16 protein-coding genes, 1 tRNA gene and 1 pseudogene are annotated in these 19,030 nt (G+C 70.3%); 6 read left to right on the forward strand and 12 right to left on the reverse strand.

The window, feature by feature from the left end; genetic code table 11:
- Positions 1-27: 27 nt before the first annotated feature.
- Positions 28-714, forward strand: coding sequence for a DUF998 domain-containing protein (locus tag AFR_RS12100; RefSeq protein ID WP_023360746.1), 687 nt, complete (start codon positions 28-30; stop codon positions 712-714).
- A gap of 27 nt (positions 715-741) precedes the next feature.
- The gene (locus tag AFR_RS12105) at positions 742-1,887 is read left to right on the forward strand and encodes an epoxide hydrolase family protein (protein WP_023360747.1); all 1,146 of its coding nucleotides are present in this window, start codon (positions 742-744) and stop codon (positions 1,885-1,887) included.
- A 54-nt stretch (positions 1,888-1,941) separates the two neighbouring features.
- Here the strand turns inward: AFR_RS12105 and AFR_RS12110 are convergent, their stop codons facing one another.
- The 11 genes from AFR_RS12110 to AFR_RS12160 all read right to left on the reverse strand — a co-directional run bounded on the left by AFR_RS12110 (position 1,942) and on the right by AFR_RS12160 (position 15,259).
- Positions 1,942-2,316: a YciI family protein gene (locus tag AFR_RS12110; protein WP_023360748.1), complete on the reverse strand. Its 375-nt coding sequence runs from the start codon at positions 2,314-2,316 to the stop codon at positions 1,942-1,944.
- A gap of 93 nt (positions 2,317-2,409) precedes the next feature.
- The gene (locus AFR_RS12115; protein WP_023360749.1) at positions 2,410-3,933 is read right to left on the reverse strand and encodes a PP2C family protein-serine/threonine phosphatase; all 1,524 of its coding nucleotides are present in this window, start codon (positions 3,931-3,933) and stop codon (positions 2,410-2,412) included.
- Positions 3,934-3,959: 26 nt separating this feature from the next.
- The gene (locus AFR_RS48360) at positions 3,960-4,868 is read right to left on the reverse strand and encodes a methyl-accepting chemotaxis protein (protein ID WP_023360750.1); all 909 of its coding nucleotides are present in this window, start codon (positions 4,866-4,868) and stop codon (positions 3,960-3,962) included.
- Entirely contained in the window at positions 4,865-5,407 is a 543-nt protein-coding gene (locus AFR_RS12125) for a PAS domain-containing protein (protein WP_023360751.1), read from the reverse strand. The genes AFR_RS48360 and AFR_RS12125 overlap by 4 nt, the downstream gene beginning before the upstream one ends.
- 67 nt (positions 5,408-5,474) lie before the next feature.
- The gene (locus tag AFR_RS12130) at positions 5,475-6,092 is read right to left on the reverse strand and encodes a cation efflux transmembrane domain-containing protein (protein ID WP_023360752.1); all 618 of its coding nucleotides are present in this window, start codon (positions 6,090-6,092) and stop codon (positions 5,475-5,477) included.
- Complete coding sequence (locus AFR_RS12135) at positions 6,092-6,421, reverse strand: ArsR/SmtB family transcription factor (protein WP_041840807.1); 330 nt, start codon at positions 6,419-6,421, stop codon at positions 6,092-6,094. Before AFR_RS12135 ends, AFR_RS12130 begins: the two co-directional genes overlap by 1 nt.
- Before the next feature lie 43 nt (positions 6,422-6,464).
- Positions 6,465-9,197: a transglutaminase TgpA family protein gene (locus AFR_RS12140; protein ID WP_023360754.1), complete on the reverse strand. Its 2,733-nt coding sequence runs from the start codon at positions 9,195-9,197 to the stop codon at positions 6,465-6,467.
- The gene (locus AFR_RS12145; RefSeq protein ID WP_023360755.1) at positions 9,191-10,336 is read right to left on the reverse strand and encodes a DUF58 domain-containing protein; all 1,146 of its coding nucleotides are present in this window, start codon (positions 10,334-10,336) and stop codon (positions 9,191-9,193) included. Before AFR_RS12145 ends, AFR_RS12140 begins: the two co-directional genes overlap by 7 nt.
- A complete protein-coding gene (locus AFR_RS12150) occupies positions 10,333-11,319 on the reverse strand; it encodes an AAA family ATPase (protein ID WP_023360756.1) in 987 nt (328 codons plus the stop codon). Before AFR_RS12150 ends, AFR_RS12145 begins: the two co-directional genes overlap by 4 nt.
- Before the next feature lie 10 nt (positions 11,320-11,329).
- The gene (locus tag AFR_RS12155) at positions 11,330-13,981 is read right to left on the reverse strand and encodes a fibronectin type III domain-containing protein (RefSeq protein WP_041840808.1); all 2,652 of its coding nucleotides are present in this window, start codon (positions 13,979-13,981) and stop codon (positions 11,330-11,332) included.
- 114 nt (positions 13,982-14,095) lie between these two features.
- A complete protein-coding gene (locus tag AFR_RS12160; RefSeq protein ID WP_238547268.1) occupies positions 14,096-15,259 on the reverse strand; it encodes a hypothetical protein in 1,164 nt (387 codons plus the stop codon).
- A 251-nt stretch (positions 15,260-15,510) separates the two neighbouring features.
- Between AFR_RS12160 and AFR_RS12165 the strand changes: the two genes are divergently transcribed.
- Positions 15,511-15,595 (forward strand) — tRNA-Leu (locus AFR_RS12165).
- 118 nt (positions 15,596-15,713) lie between these two features.
- On the opposite strand, the gene AFR_RS46720 is transcribed toward AFR_RS12165, so the two are convergent.
- Positions 15,714-16,196, reverse strand: coding sequence for a hypothetical protein (locus AFR_RS46720; RefSeq protein WP_238547355.1), 483 nt, complete (start codon positions 16,194-16,196; stop codon positions 15,714-15,716).
- 177 nt (positions 16,197-16,373) lie between these two features.
- On the opposite strand from AFR_RS46720, the pseudogene AFR_RS48785 reads away from it, so the two are divergent.
- The 3 genes and pseudogenes from AFR_RS48785 to AFR_RS12180 all read left to right on the forward strand — a co-directional run.
- Positions 16,374-16,517 (forward strand): annotated as a pseudogene (locus tag AFR_RS48785) (integrase core domain-containing protein); the annotation flags it as partial.
- A gap of 236 nt (positions 16,518-16,753) precedes the next feature.
- Positions 16,754-18,049 (forward strand): toll/interleukin-1 receptor domain-containing protein, encoded by a 1,296-nt coding sequence (locus AFR_RS46725; protein ID WP_193786360.1) that lies wholly within the window; start codon positions 16,754-16,756, stop codon positions 18,047-18,049.
- The gene (locus tag AFR_RS12180; protein WP_023360761.1) at positions 18,033-19,028 is read left to right on the forward strand and encodes an AAA family ATPase; all 996 of its coding nucleotides are present in this window, start codon (positions 18,033-18,035) and stop codon (positions 19,026-19,028) included. Before AFR_RS46725 ends, AFR_RS12180 begins: the two co-directional genes overlap by 17 nt.
- Positions 19,029-19,030 lie beyond the last annotated feature (2 nt).

Below are 19,030 nucleotides of genomic sequence, written 5' to 3' on the forward strand. Positions count from 1 at the left end.
ACCGCCAGACGGAAATGGGACACGTCCATGACCAAGATCCGCCCCCTCGCCGCTGCCACCTTCCTCATTGGTCCCGTGATCTATCTCGCCGCCGAAGCGATCGCGGCCGCGGCATGGAAAACGCCCAGCTACAGCTACGCCGACAACTGGATCAGCGACCTCGGCTCCGCGACGGCCGGGGTGTTCCAGGGCCGCGAACTCGACTCCCCGCTGCACGTCGTCATGAACTCCGGATTCATCGTTCAGGGCCTGCTCTTCGGGCTCGCCGCGGTGCTGCTGTCGCGGACGCTCAGCGGGCGGCCCCGTACCTTCACCGCCGTGACGGGGATCGTGACCATGATCGGCTACATCCTGGTCGGAACCTTCCACGGCTCTCTGCAGGCGCAGCAGAACGGCACGCTGGCCCTGCACTTCACCGGCGCGACGCTGGCGATCGTCGGCGGGAACGTGCTGGCCCTCGTGCTGGGGCTGCACTGGCGAAAGGCGCCCGAGACGCGGCTGATCGGTCTGGTCAGCATCGTCCTGGGAGCATTCGGCCTGGTTGCCGTGGTCGCCCTCTTCCTCACCTTCGACGCCGGCCTGCCCTCGGGGGCGATCGAGCGCGGCTCCGTCTACACCATCGTCATCTGGCAGTTCGCCGTCGCCATTGCCCTGCTGCGTGGCCGGGCGGAGTCTCGCGCACCCCGCGTCGCTGCGACCGCCGTCGGTGAATAGGTACCTTCGAAGCTCAGGAGCAGAACAATGACCTCGGCTCTCGTCCGCCCGTTCACCGTCTCGATCCCGGATGCGGAGATCGACGATCTGAAGCAGCGACTGTCCAGGACCCGATGGCCGGACCCGCAGACCGTGGGCGACTGGTCCCAAGGGGTACGCGTGGACAACGTCAGATCTCTGGTCGAGCACTGGGAGCACCAATACGACTGGCGGCGCTTCGAGTCCGCGCTCAACAGCTGTCCCCAGTTCCTCACCGAGATCGACGGGCTGGACATCCACTTCATCCACGTCAGGTCCAGCAATCCCGGCGCGGTGCCGCTGATCCTCACGCACGGATGGCCGAGCTCGATCGCCGACTTCATGAAGATGATCGGCCCGCTGACCGATCCGGTGTCGTTCGGGGGAGACGCCGCCGATTCCTTCGACGTCGTCGTCCCGTCGCTGCCCGGGTTCGGGTTCTCCCAGAAGCCCACGCAGACCGGGTGGAGTGCACCGCGCATCGCCGGCGCGTGGGCGGAACTGATGAAGCGTCTGGGCTACACGAGGTGGGCCGCGCACGGCGGCGACTGGGGTGCCGTGGTCACCACCGCCCTCGGCGCCATGCAACCCGAAGGGCTGCTCGGCATCCACCTGAACACCCCGTTCGCGTTTCCCGCCCAGATCCCCGACACCTTGTCGCCCGAAGAGCGCCACGCCGTGGAGACCCTCGCGCTCTACACCGGCGATCTGGGGGGATCGAACCATCTTCAGGGCACCAAGCCGGAGACCGTCGGGTTCGCTCTGGCGGACTCTCCCGTCGGTCAGGCCGCCTGGATCTACGAGAAGTTCCAGTCCAAGACCGACAACCAGGGGCTGGCCGAGGACGCCCTGGGCATCGACGACATGCTCGACGCGATATCGCTCTACTGGTTCACCAACAGCGGGGCGTCGTCGGGCCGCATCTACTGGGAGAACAGGTCGGGCAGCTTCGCCGGCCCGAAGCTGACGCTTCCCGTTGCGGTGACCGTCTTCCCCCGGGACATCCCGCTGCTGCCGCGAAGCTGGATCGAGGACACCTACAGCGACCTCGTGCACTACGGCGAGGCCGACAGGGGCGGGCACTTCGCCGCTTTGGAACAGCCCGAGATCCTGGTCAGCGAGATCCGCACCGGCCTGCGTACCCTTCGATCCTGATGCCCGTGCTCGGGGACCGGGTGTCACCCGGTCCCCGGCAGGTCGTCGTGGGGGTCAGCCCCGCCCGCCGATGCGGCGCAGCATGTCGTCGGTCTCCGGGTCGTCCATGATCTCGCGGACCTCCTGCGCGCAGCGGCAACCGGCGGCGATCTTGGCGGCCCACTCCAGCGCCTCCTCGCGGGTGGCGACGTCGACGACCGCAAACCCGCCGATGACTTCCTTGGTCTCCGGGTAGGGGCCGTCGGTGACCGCGCCGTCCGTGCCGACGATGCTCGCCCGCTGCCGCTGGAGCCCGCCGCTGAACACCCACACGCCGGCCGTCACGGCTTCCTCGATCACGGCGTGCGAGGTCTTGCCCACCTCGGCCCAGTCCCCGTCGGGGATGTGGTCCATCGCGCCGTCATCGAACGAGATCAGGTACCGGGCCATCCCGTCACTCCCTTGTCCTGGGCGGCCACCACCGACCGCCTTTCACCTGTTCCACGAACGGCCGGGCCTGTATCCGACACCGGGCGAAAAAAGCTAAGGATCGACGTGGATCGCCAGCGTGCAGGTGTCGTCATCGGGGCTCGCGGTGTGCAGAACCCCGCGCAGCCGCGACAGGCAGTCGGCATCCGGCGCCGCCGACTCCTGGCAGAGGGCCGCCGTGACCTGCGCCATCCGCTCATCGGCGCTGCCGGCGCGGCGTTCGACCAGCCCGTCGGTGTAGAACAGCACCAGGTCGTCGGCCTGCAGCAGCTCCACAGCGACGGAATAACAGGCGTCATTGTCGGCGCCGAGCAGCAGACCCGGCGGCCGGCGCAGCTCCACCGCGGTGCCCGAGCGGGCGAGCAGCGGCGGCATGTGCCCGCCGCGCGCCCAGGTCAGCTCGCGCGAGCAGGGGTCGTAGCGGGCCACCACGGCCGTACCCGTCAGAGCCAGCTGCGAGCAGAGCCGGTTGAGGTGTCCGAGCAGCGTTCCCGGGTCGCGGATGCCGATGGAGAGCCAGGCGACCAGCGCGAACCGCAGGTGGGCCATGCCGCTGGCCGCGTCCAGGCCGTGCCCGGCGACGTCACCGACCACGAGCACCGCCTGGCCGTCGTCGAGGGTCTGGGCGTGATACCAGTCGCCGCCCACCCGCAGGGCCCGCTCGGCGGGCAGATAGCCCACCATCGCGCGCAGACCGTTGAGACCAAAAGGCTCCGAGGGTACGGGCTGAATCATGTTCTGCAGTTGCAGGGCGAGCCGGTGCTCGGCCAGCGCCGTCATCTCCCGGGTGCGCAGCTGGTCACCGAGGCGCTCGATGGCGGTGCGGGAATCCTCGCGCGCGGTGACGTCCTGCACCACGGCGTAGATCTTGACGGGCGCACCCGCGGCGTCACGGGCGAGGTCGGACAGGATGCGCACGTGCTTGACCGCCGCGCCGACCCGGAACCGCACGGTGACATCCGAGGTGGCGCCGCTGTCGAGCGTCTGCCAGGCGGTCTCGGCGATCCCGCGGTCCTCGGCCAGCATGGCGGCGGCCTGCTCGGTGCGCGACATCGGGCCCAGCGCCGGATCGCGGCCGAAGATGCGGTACGTCCCCGGCGACCAGTCGGTGCGCCCGGTGACCACGTCGTACTCCGACCAGCCGAGGTTACCGAGCAGCTCGGTGTTCTCCAGCCGGCGCTGGTACTCGTCCGAGCGCTGCCACCACACCAGTAGTCCGCCGAGCACCCGGTGCACGTCGATGGCGAACCGCGAATGGGCGACCACGCCGGCGGACTTCTCCTCGTACTGGAAATCGGCGAACTGTTCGGGCTCGCCGCTGTCGAGCACCCGCAGGTACATCCGCCAGAGCGGGCCACCGACCATGCTGGGATAGAGCTCGCTGAGCAGCGATTGCAGGCGCTGCGTGCCGCGGTCGTAGATGTCGCGGACCCGCTCGCTGGTCGCGGCGATCCGGAAGTCGGTCACCGCACCGTCGTCACCGGTGACCGGCAGCATCCACGTGCAACCGGCCGGGATCGCCGCGATGACCTGCTGCACCACGCTGGTGATCGACTCCGGGACGCCGTCGTCCGCCATGCGTCGCAGCCTAGCGGTCAGAAACCTCAGACCTGGCGTGCCGTGGACACGAACCGGTGCACCTCGCCGCGCAGCACCTCGGCGAGCTGGGACAGCCCCGCCGTACCGGAGTGGTCGCCGGTGTCCACGGCGGTGGCGATGCCCTGCACCAGGCCGCTCATCTCGCGGATGCTGTTGGTCACGGTCTCGAGCACACTGACCGCGTCGGCCGCGGCGGCCTGCACCGTGTTGACCTGGCCGAGAATCTCCTCACTGGACGAGCTCGTCTCGTTGGCCAGGGTCTTGACCTCACCGGCCACCACGCTGAAGCCGCGGCCCGCATCACCGGCCCGGGCGGCCTCGATGGTCGCGTTCAGGGCCAGCAGCCGGGTCTGCGACGCCACCTGGTTGATCAGGTCGACCGCGTGCCGGATCTGACTGGAGGCGGTCCGCAGCGACGTGACGGTCTGCAGCCCGCGCTCGGCCTCGGCGACGGCCTCACGGGCGAAGTCGGCGAGCCCGTTGGCCGACGCACCCATCTCGGTCGCGGCCGTGGCCACCTGCTCGGAGACGGTCAGCACGGCCGACTCGAGTTCGTCGGCCAGCGCCACCCGCGCGCTGGCGGCCTCGGCGACCCGCCCGGCGGCCACACTCATCTGCTCACCGGAGTTCGAGATCTGCGCGGCCGCCTTGCGGAACGAGCCCCGCATGCCCCGGGTCAGGAACCGCCGGTGGTAGCGGCCCTCGGCGGCAGCGCCGAGCGCCGCACCGGACTCGCGGACGAAGGCGTCGGTGATGTCGAGCAGCGCGTTGAGCTCGTCACGGGCGGCCTGGGCGTCCGGGGAGTCGCCCAGCACGGGCAGGCGTACCTCGAAGTTGCCGGCCGCGGCCTCGCGGCAGGTCTCCGCGATCAGCCGCAGGACGTCGTCGTTGCCGCCCGGATTCACGGCCTTCACGCGGCTGAGCCGTTCGTGAGCTCCCAGACGAACTGGTCATAGGTCTGACCACGCTCGTCGAGCATGCCGTGCATCATCGCCCAGGACGCGTCGAGCGCTTCCCGCGTACCGGAATGGCGCCTCTCCTCGGCAACCAGCTTGGCGTAGAGCGCGGAGGCCGTGGCGACGGCGGCCGGCTCGGGTTTGCGCCGGCTGGAGTGGTAGCCGACCAGCCGGTCGTGCTGGTCGAAGGACGGCGTCACGTGGGCCAGCACCCAGTAATGGGCGCCGTCCGCGGCGAGGTTGACCACATAGGCGAACAGCTCCTGACCGCTTTTCAGCGTGTCCCACAGCAGTTTGAAGACCGCCCGCGGCATGTCGGGATGCCGGATGATGCTGTGCGGCTGCCCGATGGCCTCGTCCTCGGTGAGAGCGGACAGCCGCAGGAAGACCGGATTCGCGTACGTGAGCACGCCGCGCGGATCGGTCTTCGTCACGATGATCTCGTCCTCGCCGAAGGTCCGCTCGACCCCGGTGGGAGCGATCTGAGTGGCTCGCATGATGCTCGTATCATCGCTCGCGCGCGCCGCCCAGGAAGGCACTTTGTCCAACCTGCCGACCAGCAGCTCAGCAGCAGTGATCGCCGCGCCAGGCGGTCCGTCCCTCACGCACGGCGACCGCGGCGATGACCAGGGCGGCGACCGGGTCGGCCCAGGTCCACCCGAAGATGCTGTTCAAACCCAGACCGACCAGCACCACCCCGGACAGGTACGTGCACAGCAGCGTCTGCTTCGAGTCGGCGACCGCACTGCGGGAGCCGAGTTCGCGCCCGGCCCGGCGCTGGGCATAGGACAGTGCGGGCATGACCAGCAACGACACCGCGGCCAGCACGAGCCCGACCCGCGAGTGCTCGGCGGCGCTGCCGGTGGCCAGTGCCCGTACCGATTCGACGCTGACGTAGGCGGCGAGCGCGAAGAACGAGAAGGCGATGATCCGCAGCGCGGTCTTCTCCCGGGCTTCCGGATCACGCCCGGCGAACTGCCAGGCGACCGCCGCCGCTGAGGACACCTCGATCACGGAGTCGAGCCCGAAGCCGATCAGCGCGGTCGACGACGCCGCGGCGCCGGCGCTGATGGCGATGACCGCCTCGACGACGTTGTAGGCGATGGTCGCGGCCACCAGCAGCCGCACCCTTCGGGCGAGCAACGCACGCCGCGGCGACGACTGGATCTGGAGCAGCTCCATCAGCAGCAGCCTTTGGCCTCGGAGTCAGCGCAAGCGGCGGGGTCCACGGCGAGCACGAGGCCGAGCAGGTCGCCGAGGGCGTGATGCAGCCGGTTGTCGGCCAGCTCGTAGCGGGTGCGGCGGCCTTCGGGGACTGCCACGACCAGGCCGCAGCCGCGCAGGCAGGCCAGGTGGTTGGACAGGTTCTGCCGGGTGACGCCGAGCAGGTCGGCGAGCTCGGCCGGGTAGACGGGCGCCTCGCGCAGGGCGAGCAGCAGCCGCGCGCGGGTCGGATCCGACAGGGCGTGGCCGAAGCGGGCCAGCACCTGCCCGTGCGTCAATGTCTCCACGCACCGGACAGTACAGCAAGCGCTGTATTCAGCGGAAGCTGAATCATGGGTCGTCGCGATGCCACCGCAGCGGTCCGGGGTGCAGGCTCCACCAGAGGCGCCGCCACCAGGAGCGCTTCGCCCGCAACGCCTCGGCGTAGGCGATCGCCTGACTGCCCGCCCGCTCGGCCTGCTGCTCGTCGACCGCGCCGGGCGCGAAGGCCGAGGTGTTCACAGCGCCGACCAGCTCGTCGAGCGGCGGCATGGTGTAGCCGGGCGGGGGAGCAGCCGCCCGCACCGGCGCGCTATCGCTCAGGCCTTGTTGCGGCCCCCAGGCAGCCATATCGCTGGCGATGCGTCCCGCCGCCGTCGGCCCGGCTGCCGCGGTTGCTGAGCTGCGATCCGCCGCCGGTGTGCCCGCCATCATCGGTCCGCCAGCTGCGGCGTCGACCGCCATTCCGCCCGTGGCCGCTGGTTCGCTTGCCGCCATCGGTATGCCTGCCGCCGAGGCGCCTGCCATCGCCGGTCCGCTGGCCGCCGCCGGTCCGCTGGCCGCCGTCGCTCCGCCTGCTGCCCTCGCTCCGCCTGCTGCCCTCGCTTCGTCGCCCGGCACGTGCGGGTTGGTGTTCGTTGGCCCAGCCGGCACCGAGCCGGTGCCGTTCGTTATTCGTGGGTCTGTCTCAAGGACGTCATCCGCGGGGTTCTTGCGCCCGAGCCATCGATTCCTCGGCTTGCCGCTATCCATCGACCCGGTGTCGCCAGACCCCTGACCACGGGCCAGTCGTGCGGCCTTGCCGCGAACCGCAGGCGTCGCCGCGAAGGCAGCGGCCTCCGAAGCCGCCAGGTGTGGTGGCACCGGCCGCCCGTCCAGCCGCAGCGCATCGGTGAATTCCAGCCAGGCCCCGGTGATCCGCTCCGGTGGGGTGCCCACCTCGAGCCGCCGGCGCCGCAGCCCGCGCCGCATCGCCACGATCGTTCCCGCTGCCGCGGCCAGGATCAGCAGCACCGAGCCCGAGGCCCCGCCCGCCACCAGCACCGCCGACGGCCCACCGGCCTGCGGAACCTGCGCCTGGGCCAACGCCGGTGGCGCCGAAGCGCTCGGCGTCTCGGAGGCGGGCGGCGGCTCGGAGGTCGGGGGCGGCGAGGGCTTGGGGGTGAAGTCCTCCTCGACCGGCCGCGGCGTCTGATTGCTCTTGGGCAGCGGATCGAAGGCCACCCAGCCCAGCTGGTCGAAGAGCACCTCGGGCCACGCGATCGCATCCGCGCCGGTGACCGTGCCACCGGCCCGCGGCGCGTCGAAGCCCACGACCACCCGGGTCGGCAGGCCGGTCAGCCGGGCCAGCAGCGCGAACGAGGCCGCGAACTGCTCCGAGGTCCCGCGCTGACCACCCTGATCGCGCGGGCCGAACAAGAAGAACTGCAGGTTCGGGTACGCGTGCCCGCTCGGCGCGTCCGGCACCTTGCGGTAGTGCTCGGACAGGAACTCCTCGATCGCCGCCGCCCGGTCGTACGAGCCCGCGTTGCCGTCCGCGAGCTGCTGCGAGAGCCGCTCGATCGACTCGGGCACGCCCGCACCGATACGCAGGAAGCGCGCCACCGCGTCACCGGTCGGCGAGTCCGCCGTGGGCAGCAGGTTGTAGTCGGGCTCCTGGCTCTGCGAGGTGACCGTGTAGCGCAGGCCCGGTCGCAGCACCTCGGGGCAGATCAGCGTGCCGGTCTCGGGGTCGTAGGCGACCCGCGCACCCTGCACGCCGGTCGGCGTCGGCACGACCGGCAGCAGCCGCCCCGCCAGCTCGTCGACGGTGATCTCCTGCCTGATCTCCTGCACCGGCACGTCAGGCAGCAACGGCGCGGCCGGCAGCACCCGCCCGGCATTGCGATACACGGCACCGACCCGCCAGGTCACCCCGTCGTAGTCGGGCAGCACCGCCAGCCGCAGCCGCGTCGTGCCCTTGCCGCTCGCGGCCGGTCCGACCTCCAGCAGGCTCTGCTCCGGTGCCAGCGCCCAGCCGGAGATCCGGTTCAGCGGGCTCTCATCCAGGCTGTCGACCTGCGGCGGTTCCACGTACTTACGGGGGTCGACCGGGGTGGCCGACACCCGCGCACTGACCCACGGACCCACCGCGACGATCAGGCCGAGCAGGATCACCAGGCCGGCGGCCGCTCCGGCCAGGGCCCGTCCGCGCACGGCCGTGCGCGTCGACGCCGGTACGTCGTCCAGCGATGCACCACCCGGGCGCGCGGACACGGCGAGCACGAGGACGACCAGGCCGGCGAAGAGCACGGTCGGCCACCCGGCGCTGTCGGCGTTGGGCCCGACGACGTAGAGCGCCCCGCAGTAGAGCGCCGCCGCCGGCACACAGCCCAGCAGCACCCGCCGTGAACGGACCGCGACCTCGGCCCCGGCGAGCCCGGCCAGCCACGCCGCCACCACCGGCACGACCACGGTGTCCGGCGTCGACTCGACCGGGATCATGGCCGTGAGCAACCGCGGAATGCCGTTGGCCAGCGCGTCGGCGACGATCGCGGGCAACGACCCGGCCACATCCGCCCGGTCCGCCGCCAGCTTCAATGCCCCGAGCGTGTACCCGGCCAGCAGCACCACCGACAGCGGCGCGATGCTCCACGACGGCAACCGCCGCGCGGCCACGCTGACCGCGACCGACCCGAGCGCCGCCCCGGCGACCACCTGCAGCAGGAAACCGTCGGCATAGATCCGGCCCAGGACCACCCCGGACAGAGCGATCAGGACCACGAGCGCCACGGGGACGACCGCCGCGCGCACCCACCTCACCATCCGCGCACTCCGTCCCAGGCGCCGGCGAACTGCTCGCCGTTCTCGGCCTCGATGACGATCAGCCCGCCCCCGGCCGACACCGGCGCCGCGTCCGGGTCACCGAACAACCCCGCGATCACCACCGGATACGCCCCGCGCAGCGCAGTCACCGCCCCCAGATCGGCGCGCCCACCGGGCCCGGTCAGATAGACCAGAGTGTCCCCGAGCTTGCTCTGCCGCAGGCTGCGCAACGTCTGGGTCAGATCACCGGCCCGCAGCGTGGCCTCGGTCAGCACGTCCAGGAACGGCCCCTTGGCCGGACCCGACACCAGATGCAGAGAGACCGGCAGATCCTCGCGTACGGCCGCAGCGATGATCGACGCCGCCGCCTCACAGGAGTCCTCGAACGAGTCGGCCACGCCGTCCTTGCCCCGCGGATGAGCGCCGGCCCGGTCGTCGAGCAGCACGATGATGGTCGGCTCACTGGTGTCGAGCTGCTCGCGCACCATCAGCTCGCCGACCTTGGCCGAACTGCGCCAGTGCACCCGCCGCAACTCGTCGCCGACGACGTACTCACGCAGCGAGTCGAAGGTGATCGTGCCGTGCGGCACCTTGTCGATGCGCCCGTCGAGGCTGCGGGCCATGCCGGCCGGCACCGCGCGCAGCAGGTGGATCCGCGGATGCACCCACACGGTTGTCGACTCGCCGTAGGTGCGCGACAACGTCATGAGCCCCAGCGGATCGTTACGGGTGACCCGCAACGGCCCGACCGGCACGACTCCACGCCGGTTGGTCGGCACCGGATAGCCGACGGTGGTGTCCCGCCCCGGCCGCAACCGCAGCAGCGGCACCGGGACGTTCGCCGGGCCGCAACGGTCGACCGCGACCAGGTTCGCCGCGCGCAGCTTGCTGGTGTTGCGCACGGTCAGGGTCATGTTCGCCGGCTCACCGCGGGCGACCCGGTCGGGCTCGGCGACCCGCTCGACGCCCAGCCCGGGCCGCCAGACCGCGAAGACCCCCCCGCAGATCAGCGCCACCGCGGCGGCCGACCCGAGCAGGGCCAGGTCGGGATAGCCGAACCGGAACCCGGCCACCAGCAACGCCACCGCGCCGAGCAGCACGCCCAGACCGCGGGCGGTGATCCCGCCGAGCCGCCTCACGCCCCGACGCGCTGGTTGTCCGGCAGCGGCACCGGCACCGAGCGGACGGCGTCGTCGAGCACCTCGGCCGCGGTGACACCGCGCAGCTGAGCATCCGGCGAGAGCAGCACACGGTGCGCGAACACCGGTTCCACCAGCGCCTTGAAGTCCTCCGGCAGCACGTAACCCCGGCCGTTGATCAGCGCGTACGCCGACGCGGCCCGGGTCAGCGCGATGACACCGCGGGGGCTGACCCCGACGCGCACCTGCGGGTGGTCGCGGGTCGCGGCGGCCAGGCGCACGGCGTACAGGTAGAGCGGGTCGGCGATGTGCACCCGCAACGCCATGCGCACCATCTCGCCGACGGTGGCGGTGTCGGTGACCGCCTCGAGGGTGTCGGGGGAGCGCAGCGCCGCCCCGCGCAGGACCTCGACCTCGACGTCCTCGGAGGGGTAACCGACCGACAGCTTGACCAGGAAGCGGTCGAGCTGGGCCTCGGGCAGCCGGTAGGTGCCGTCCATCTCGACCGGGTTCTGCGTCGCGACGACCAGGAACGGCTGCGGCACCGGGTGCGGCACACCGTCGACGGTGACCCGGCGCTCCTCCATGACCTCCAGCAGCGCCGACTGCGTCTTGGGTGAAGCCCGGTTGATCTCGTCGGCGATGACGATGTTGGCGAAGACCGGCCCGGGGTGGAACTCGAACCCGCGGCTGGCCTGGTTGAAAATCGTCACGCCGGACACGTCGGACGGCAGCAGGTCGGGCGTGAACTGAATGCGCCGCCACTGCCCGCGCACGGCCGCGGCCATGGCCCGGGCCAGCGTGGTCTTGCCGACACCGGGCACGTCCTCGAGCAGCACGTGGCCCTGGGCGAAGAACGCCGTCAGCGCCAGGCGCACCACCTCGGGCTTGCCCAGCACGACGGTGCCGATGCGGTCGGCGAGCTGGGCGGCCACGGCGGCGAAGCCCTGGATGTGCTGGGGCGGAAGGGGTTCGGTGCTCACGGGCGGATCCTCAGCAGGTGGGCAGATCGTTGATGTCGTCGCCGCCGTCGAGGTTGAGCCACGCGAACGGGATGTAGTTCTTGCCCTCGTAGGCCACCTGCACCCACCAGGTCGAGACCTTGTTGTGGTTGTAGATGTACGAGTCGATCTCGGAACCCTTCTTCTTGCAGTACGCCTCGAGCCGGCGTCCGGGCTTGGCCCAGCCGACCTGCTTGTCGTTGTCCTGCTCCGTGACGCTGAAGATCTCGTTGCCGTTGCGACCCTCGCGGTCCTTGTCGCAGTAGGTCGCCGTCGCGCCGTCCTCACCGTTGTTGCAGGTGGCGGTGCCGTAGAGCGCGTCGGTCTTCTGGTCGCGAGCCTTGGGCTCGCTGGCGCCCGCCGCGGTGGTGGCGGTGACGGTGAACGTGTAGCTGGTGCTGGGCTCGAGCCCGGTGACCTTGAGGCTGGAGCAGCTGCCGCTGGCCGATTTGCCGCCGTTGTTGGCCGTCATCTTGCAGGTGGCTGTCGCGCCGCCGGTCACGACGGTGAAGGTCACGGTCGCGGTGTTGAACGTCGCCGACGAGCCGCTGATCGCGACGACCGGCTTCGGCAGCGTCTGGGCGCTGGCCGTCGCGGCCTCGCTCTCACCGGCCTCGTTGACCGCGCGCACCTCCACGGCGACGTCCTTGCCGGTGCCGAAACCGGTCAGCGTCGCCCCGGTGCCGTCGGTGACCTCGGTGGTCTTGCCACCGGCGGCCACCAGGTACTTGGTGATGGCCCGCCCGTTCTCCGGCGGCGCCGTCCAGGTCACCTTGATCGCGCCGGCCTGGTCGCCGGCGGTGGCCGCATCGAGGTTCTCGGGACGGCCGGGCTTGGCGAACGGCACGACGCTGTTGCTGATCGGTGAGGCCTTCGAGCCGGCACCGCGCTCGTTGATCGCCACGACCGTGAACGCGTACTGCTTGCCGTACTCGAGCTCGCCGTCCTTGATGCTCAGGCTCGTCTCGCCCTTGGCCTCGCCGATCGGCGCCGACGTGCCGTCGCTGACGGCCGTCACGGCGTACCGGGTGATCTCCAGGCCCTGACCGTTCGCGGCGGGCCAGCTGACGCTGACCGTGCCGTCCGGTTTGGCCTCGGCGGTGGCTGCCGTCGGGGCGTCGGGGACCTCGGAGGTCGGCTTCACCGCGTTGCTGTTGCGCGACGGGCCGTCGCCCTTCTTGTTGACCGCGTGCACGGCGAAGCGGTAGGTCTCGCCGTTGGTCAGCCCGGTGACGTTCAGCGAGCGCTGATTGGCGCCGACCTGGAACGTCTTGTCCGCGCCGACCACCACGTAGCGGGTGATCGAGGCGCCGTTGGCCGCCGCGGCCTGCCAGCTGACCCGGACCTCGGCGTTGCCGGCAGCCGCGCGCACGCTGCGCGGGGCGCCCGGCTTGCTGACCGGTGGCTTCTTCGGCTTGGGCGGGGGCGGCGGCGGGTCCGGGGGAGTGGGCGGCGGATCGCCACCGAGAACGTCATCGGCGTACTTGTCGACCACCCGCACCCGGTGGGCGTTGTCGACGACCCGCGCGGTCGACGAGCCCGGTGCGTTGATGAACAGGTAGTTCTCCCGGACCTCGAGCTCGAGCGGGCCGCCCGGGGTCTTGAAGCCGATGTTCTTCTGCGCCCGCCCGGCGGCGTCGAACACGTGCACCGTGCCGGTCGACTCGTCGGCGATGTAGAAGAAGCCCTCCCAGGCCACCGCGGGCTGTAGTTCGGCGCCGTCACCGGGCACCGCGAAGTCCGCGACCGGGGCGGAGTCGCGCACGGCGTACACGTGGCGGGCGTCCGGGACCGTGACCGGCACGACCGCGCCGTCGGTGTGGGTGGGCAGCGTGCCCGGCCCGGCCAGCGGCAGGGCGGTGACGACCTTGGTGTCGTCGCGGATGGTGGTCAGCGCGTTGGTGGTGCGGTTGAGGATCGCCACACCGTTCTCCAAGGTGGAGATCGTCAGGTCGTGGCTGGCCGGCGCGACCGGATCGGTGCGCATCCGGACCGGCCCGACCGCGGTCTCGCCACCACCGGCGCCGCCGGTGGCCGAGCTGTCAGGCAGGGGAGCGGCCGTGATCGCGGTGACGGTGCCCTCGCTGGGCGCGGCGATCCACAGACGGCCCTTGCCGTCGAAGACGCCGCCGGTGATGCCGGGCGGGAACCGCAGCGACTCGCCGATCGGCGTCAGCGACCGCGGGTCGAGCTGGCGCACCTCACCCTGCACCGCGTCGATGACAAACGCGGCATCCTCGTGCAGCGCGACGCTGACCCCGATGCCGGCGGTCGTCGGCGTGGTGACCAGGGTCTGCAGCGACGTAAGGTCCATCGAGCTGACCACGCCGGTCTGCTGGTCACGCAGGAGCACGAAGCGGTCGTTCTGCACGACCTGCAGCTCGTGACCGCGCGCCTTGGGCACGTCGACGCGGGTGTCCACCCGGGCGGTGACGCCGTTGATCCGCGCCGCCTCGCCCTTGGTCTTGCTCCAGACCCAGGAAGCGGCATCGAAGCTGGCAACCGCCTGATCGGCGGCGCCGAGCCCGAGAACGGTGAGACCGAGACCGGCGACCAGGCTCAGAACGGTGCCCATGGTGACGAGACCGCCGCGACTGCGCCATCGACGCTTGCGCTGGTCCACCACCACATCTGCACTGGCCACAGCCTGCCTACCTCCCCGTTTCGCCCGTAGGACGCAGGCCATCATAGGGGGATCCAGGGGCGTGTGGACACCCGGCAAGTCACGGTTGTGGATAGTGAAGATCGCCGAGAGTGATCAACGCTTACTGGGTGACGGCGCCACGGAACCCGTCGATCGACTCGTGCACGTCTGCGGCGAGGTCGAGAACTGACTCGTGGTGTAGACAGCGACGATCGCGAAGCAATAGTCCAGGTCAGCGTTGAGTCCATTGAGATCAAAAGAGGTCGTCGTCGGACCCACCTGACCCATCGGCTGCAGCTGCTGCCCGGGCCGCCCGCCGGTGACGACAAACGACGCCTTCCCGTTGGCCGGATCACTCCAGAACAGCTGAACCGACGATCCGTAGTCGCGCATGCGCACATCGCTAGGAGCGGGCCCGGCCAGAGTTGGCACATCAGAGTCCGGATCGTCACCCCGACTGGCAATGACGATCACCAGCGCGACCACCGCGATGATCACCCCGAAGACAGCGGCAATCGCCGCGAACATGGCCGGCGCCTTCCTCGCGTACGACGAATCAGGCTGAGCTGGTGCGGCCGAGGTGATCGGCGGCGCGGAGATGATCTGCGGCATGGGCTGCTGTTCGAAGCGCGACTGCTCGTAGAACCGCGGCTCCGGCTGGTCGTAACTCGGCTGCGGCGCGGGCTGCTGGTAGCTCGGTTGCGGCGTGGGCTGCTCATAGCTCGGCCGGGGTGCGGGTTGCTGGTAGCTCGGCTGGGGCGGGGGAGCGGGTCGCTCGTAGCTGGGCTGTGGCTGCGGCGTGGGAGCCGGTGCGGGGAAATGCCGGGGCGCCGGCTCGGCCACGGGAACCTGCTGGTCCTGCGGCGCTTTGCGCTGCGGGGGTACCTGGATGCGCTGCAAGTCGGTCGCGGACAGCTCCATGCGTACCGTGGGAGGGTCTTCTCCCAGGTAGGAGCGCGCGCGGACGACGGCCCAGTGATCCGCGCCGAGGGCGGCAGGACCGTGCGTGGCCACCCGGGTGAAAGCCCGCCGGGCCTCGTGCCGGTTCTCCATCTCCTCGGCAACCACGCCCAAGTCGAAAGAAATCGCCAGCATGACCGGATCGGCATCGCCGAGCCGCCACTGCCCAGCCGCGAAGGCCTCTTCCAGCACCCGCCGGGCCCCCGACTGATCGCCGCCCTGCAGATGCACCGAGGCCAGCTGCTGCAAGGTCGCAAGAACCTCAGGATCGTCCTCACCAAGATTGGCCCGCCCGACATCAACGGCATGCTCGAGCACAGCACGAGCCTGCCCAAGGTCGCCGGAACCGGCAAAAGCCTGAGCACGCTGCCGCGCAGCAAGAAGCGGGGACGCCTGTGACACGCACGCCATGCTGCCTGGAACCCCGAGATCACGCCAGTACGTCCCGTCAGGGGTGCCCCACTTCGACCCCGCCGAACGGCCGTGTAAAGTTCTCTCCTGTGCGGCCCACCGGCCAGCCGATACCGGGTGCAAGCCCCACATCGGCCCCGCTAGGCTGTACTCACCTTGTCCGGGTGGCGGAATGGCAGACGCGCTAGCTTGAGGTGCTAGTGTCCTTTATCGGACGTGGGGGTTCAAGTCCCCCCTCGGACACACATTAAGCACACGGCCGAGATCGGAACTGACGATCTCGGCCATCAGTGTCTTCAGACCAGGCTTGTAGGTCATCCTGAGGCCGATGCGGCTGTAGAGCTCCGCCTTGTCGCGTGGATCAGCCCCGCGGAGGACGTTGAGTAGCCCACCGAGCCCTTCCACAATCGCCGCGATTTGATCTTCGTTGAGGCGCTGTGGCGGTGCTGCGCTGATCCATAGCGCGGCGGTAGCCGTCGCTCGAGTGCCGGACGTCTCGCGAATCCAGTCGGCGATGAGTGGGGGCGCTGCCGGCGTCGAGCGCGGCGCGGTAACCCTGGATCTTGGTGTCGCAGTCCGCGATGGTGCGGTTGAGTTGTTCGCTCTCGTCGCTGGCGCGGAAGGCGGCGAGCGGGGTGCGGTAGTGGGCATCGGCCAGGCTGCGCAGGTTGGCGGCGAGGCTCTTGCCGCTCAGCTCTCGGCGAAGGAAGCGGTCGATCGGCTCGATGACGGCTTCTTCACGGAGGTAGAGCACCGGTGGGTGGGCAACCTCGTGTTGGCGGACGTAGTCGCGGGATGCCTTGCAGCGGTAGTATAGCCGGCCGTGATTCGGGTTGCCGACCATCTTGCGGTCGCAGAGCCCGCACGTGATGAGGCCGCGGAACAGGAAGGGGCGCACGCTGCGCCTCGGCGCCCGGCCCGCCTCGCTACGAGCGCCGCGCGTCTTGACCGTTCCCTGCGCTCGCGCGTAGAGATCAGTCGGGATCAGCGGCTCGTGCGCCTCTGCCTTGGACCACACCCACTCGCCGAGGCCGGCATCACCCACAAAAGAACCCGTTCGTTCCGCCCGCAAACCAACGGCAAGGTATAGTCCTTCCACCGCACCCTGACCGAAGAATGGTCCTACGCCCGGCCTTACTCCTCAGAATGGCCTCGGCGGCGGGCTTCGCGGTCAGCCCCGGCCTGTTCAGCGCCGACCGGTTCCACCCGTCCAGCGCCGGCTACGCCGTGATCGCGGTGCGCTGGCCGGCCCGATCCGCGAGGCGGCGGCGCGGTCGTCCCTCGGCTGAGACCCGGGCCCGGCGCACGGAGTCTGCGGCCCGGCGCGGGATCGGATCTCCGGCAATCACCCGGACGTGCCGAAGCAGTAGCTGCGCAGCCCCGTATCGCCGCGGTGACTCCGTGCTATCGTTCCGCTCCCACCTTAGTTCGGCCGCAGCGTGCAGGGAGTCATCCTTGGCGAGGGTCTTCGTCAGCCACAGCGCGAACGGCGACCCGTATGCGGCGAGCGTTCGCGACGCTGTCGAGGCCCGGCTGGCCGCGGACGGGCACAGCCCGCTCGTCGATCGGAACCTCATTCATCCGGGTGACCGCTGGCGAGCCACGCTGCTCAACTGGCTCGGCACCTGTGACGCCGCGGTCATCCTGATCACCGACAAGGCCGAGGACAGCAACTGGGTCCGCGCCGAGTGCACGATCCTGGGCTGGCGCGCCTGGCTCAACCCGTCGATGCGGATCGTTCCAGTGCTCCTCAACGAGGGCGCGAGTTCGGCGGTCCTGGAGACGCTCGGCCTGACGCCGGTCGCGATGCGGGAGATCCAGGTGCTCAAGGTCGACGACCTGACCGGCCATGATCCGGCGACCGTGGCGGAAGCCGTCGGCGACTGCTTCGAGGGATACCGGGTCTCGCTGCACGACAAGGATCCGATGGTGAAGTGGCGAGTACGTGTCGAGCGCCATCTGGACGACAACATGTTCTTGGAGGACGCCGCCCTGCGACTGGGCATTCACGACGACGACATCAAGGCAGGTGAGTCCCTCTCGACGTGGGTGGCGGATCGGTTGTTGCAGAGCGAGGCGGTACCGATCGAGCAGGCCGTCGACGAGCTGATTATGGATCCGAGGTTTGCGCAGTGGATGGGCTCGTTCGCTCCCCTGATCAGCTGCGCCTGGCTGCCCGCGGAGATGGCGGACAAGCTGTTCGCCGTCGCGGCCGATCAGTCCGGCCGCCGGGTGGCGTGGGCGACGGTGGCCCGGCCGACCACCGCTGGCCGTCTCCTCCGGCGGATCACCTGCTGCGACACCCGGTACACGATCGTCGGCCCGGTGTCAGCAGCCGGTACGGGCAGCGGTGACCACGCCGAGCTTGTGGACCGCTATGCGGGCGCAATCCTGAAGGCGATCGGTGCCTACACCGAGGCGGACTGGCCGAGCGCCTACGCCTCATTGCAGAAGTCCAAAAGCAAGCCGGTGTTCGTGCTGCTCGGCGAGGATGCGCTCGAGGCCGGCGTGCTAACTCCGCTCGTCGCGCGCTTCCAAGGCCTGGTGTTCTTCTGTTCCGGGCCGGTCCGGGACCTGCGGCCCGAGCATGCGGTCGAGCTGACCCCGCCGCTGCCGGCGGACCGGGAGGCGGAGGGTGGCTCGGTTGCCGACCGGATTGAAACGTTAAGAAATGAGACCGATGTACGAGCACCGTGAGGTCCTGGAACGACTCGGGGCGTTGACCGACGCCCCCGCCTCGCACCACCCCGCCGACCAGCCAGACCTTCGGGACGGCAGCGTCTACGTGTGTCCGCCGAGGCTGAAGACCGCGCTGCGGGTCGCGCTCGTGACCGGCCGGCCGTTGCTGCTGCTCGGCCATCCCGGCTCGGGTAAATCCTCGATCGCCGCATACGTCGCCCGCAATCTCGAATGGCGCTACTACGAATTCGTGGTCACTGCCCGGGCCGAAGCCCGCGATCTGCTGTATCGGTTCGACCTCGTACGCCGGCTCGCCGACGCGCAGGTGAAGCCGGGCCTCCAGTTGCACGACATCGACTACGTCGAGCCCGGCCCGCTGTGGTGGGCCATCAACACCCGCTCGGCGCGAGAACGTGGCGCCGGCGACGACGACCGTGGTCCGAGTCGTCCGGCCGACGACCCGTTCATCGAGATCAACCGCGAGCGGCGCGAGACCGGCGCGGTGCTGCTGATCGACGAACTCGACAAGGCCGACCCGGATGTGCCTGGTGGCCTGCTCGTGCCGTTGGGCTCGATGCGGTTCCCGGTGCCGGAGACCGGGGCCCAAGTGGCACCGCTAACGGATCCCGGCCCGCTGCGGAGCCGGCTGGTCATCATCACCAGCAATGAGGAGCGCGAGCTGCCGTCTGCGTTCGTGCGGCGGTGCATCGTCCACCGGCTCGAGCTGCCCGACGCCGACGGGATGATTGAGATCGCCCAGCGGCATCTCCGAGGCCGACGCCTTCGCAACGACCAGCGAACGCGCATCCGGGACCTCGCCCACAAGGTCGTGGAGGCCCGCCCGGCGGATCCGGCGCCGGACGAGCACGTGCCGAGCGTGGCCGAGTTCCTCGACGCCGTCCATGCCATGCTCGACCTCGGCGACATGCTTTCCGACACCGACTGGGAGCTGCTCGAGGAGCTGACCATCACCAAGCCGTCGCGCGAACGGCCCTGACA

Source organism: Amorphoplanes friuliensis DSM 7358 (assembly GCF_000494755.1).
GTDB lineage: Bacteria > Actinomycetota > Actinomycetes > Mycobacteriales > Micromonosporaceae > Actinoplanes > Actinoplanes friuliensis.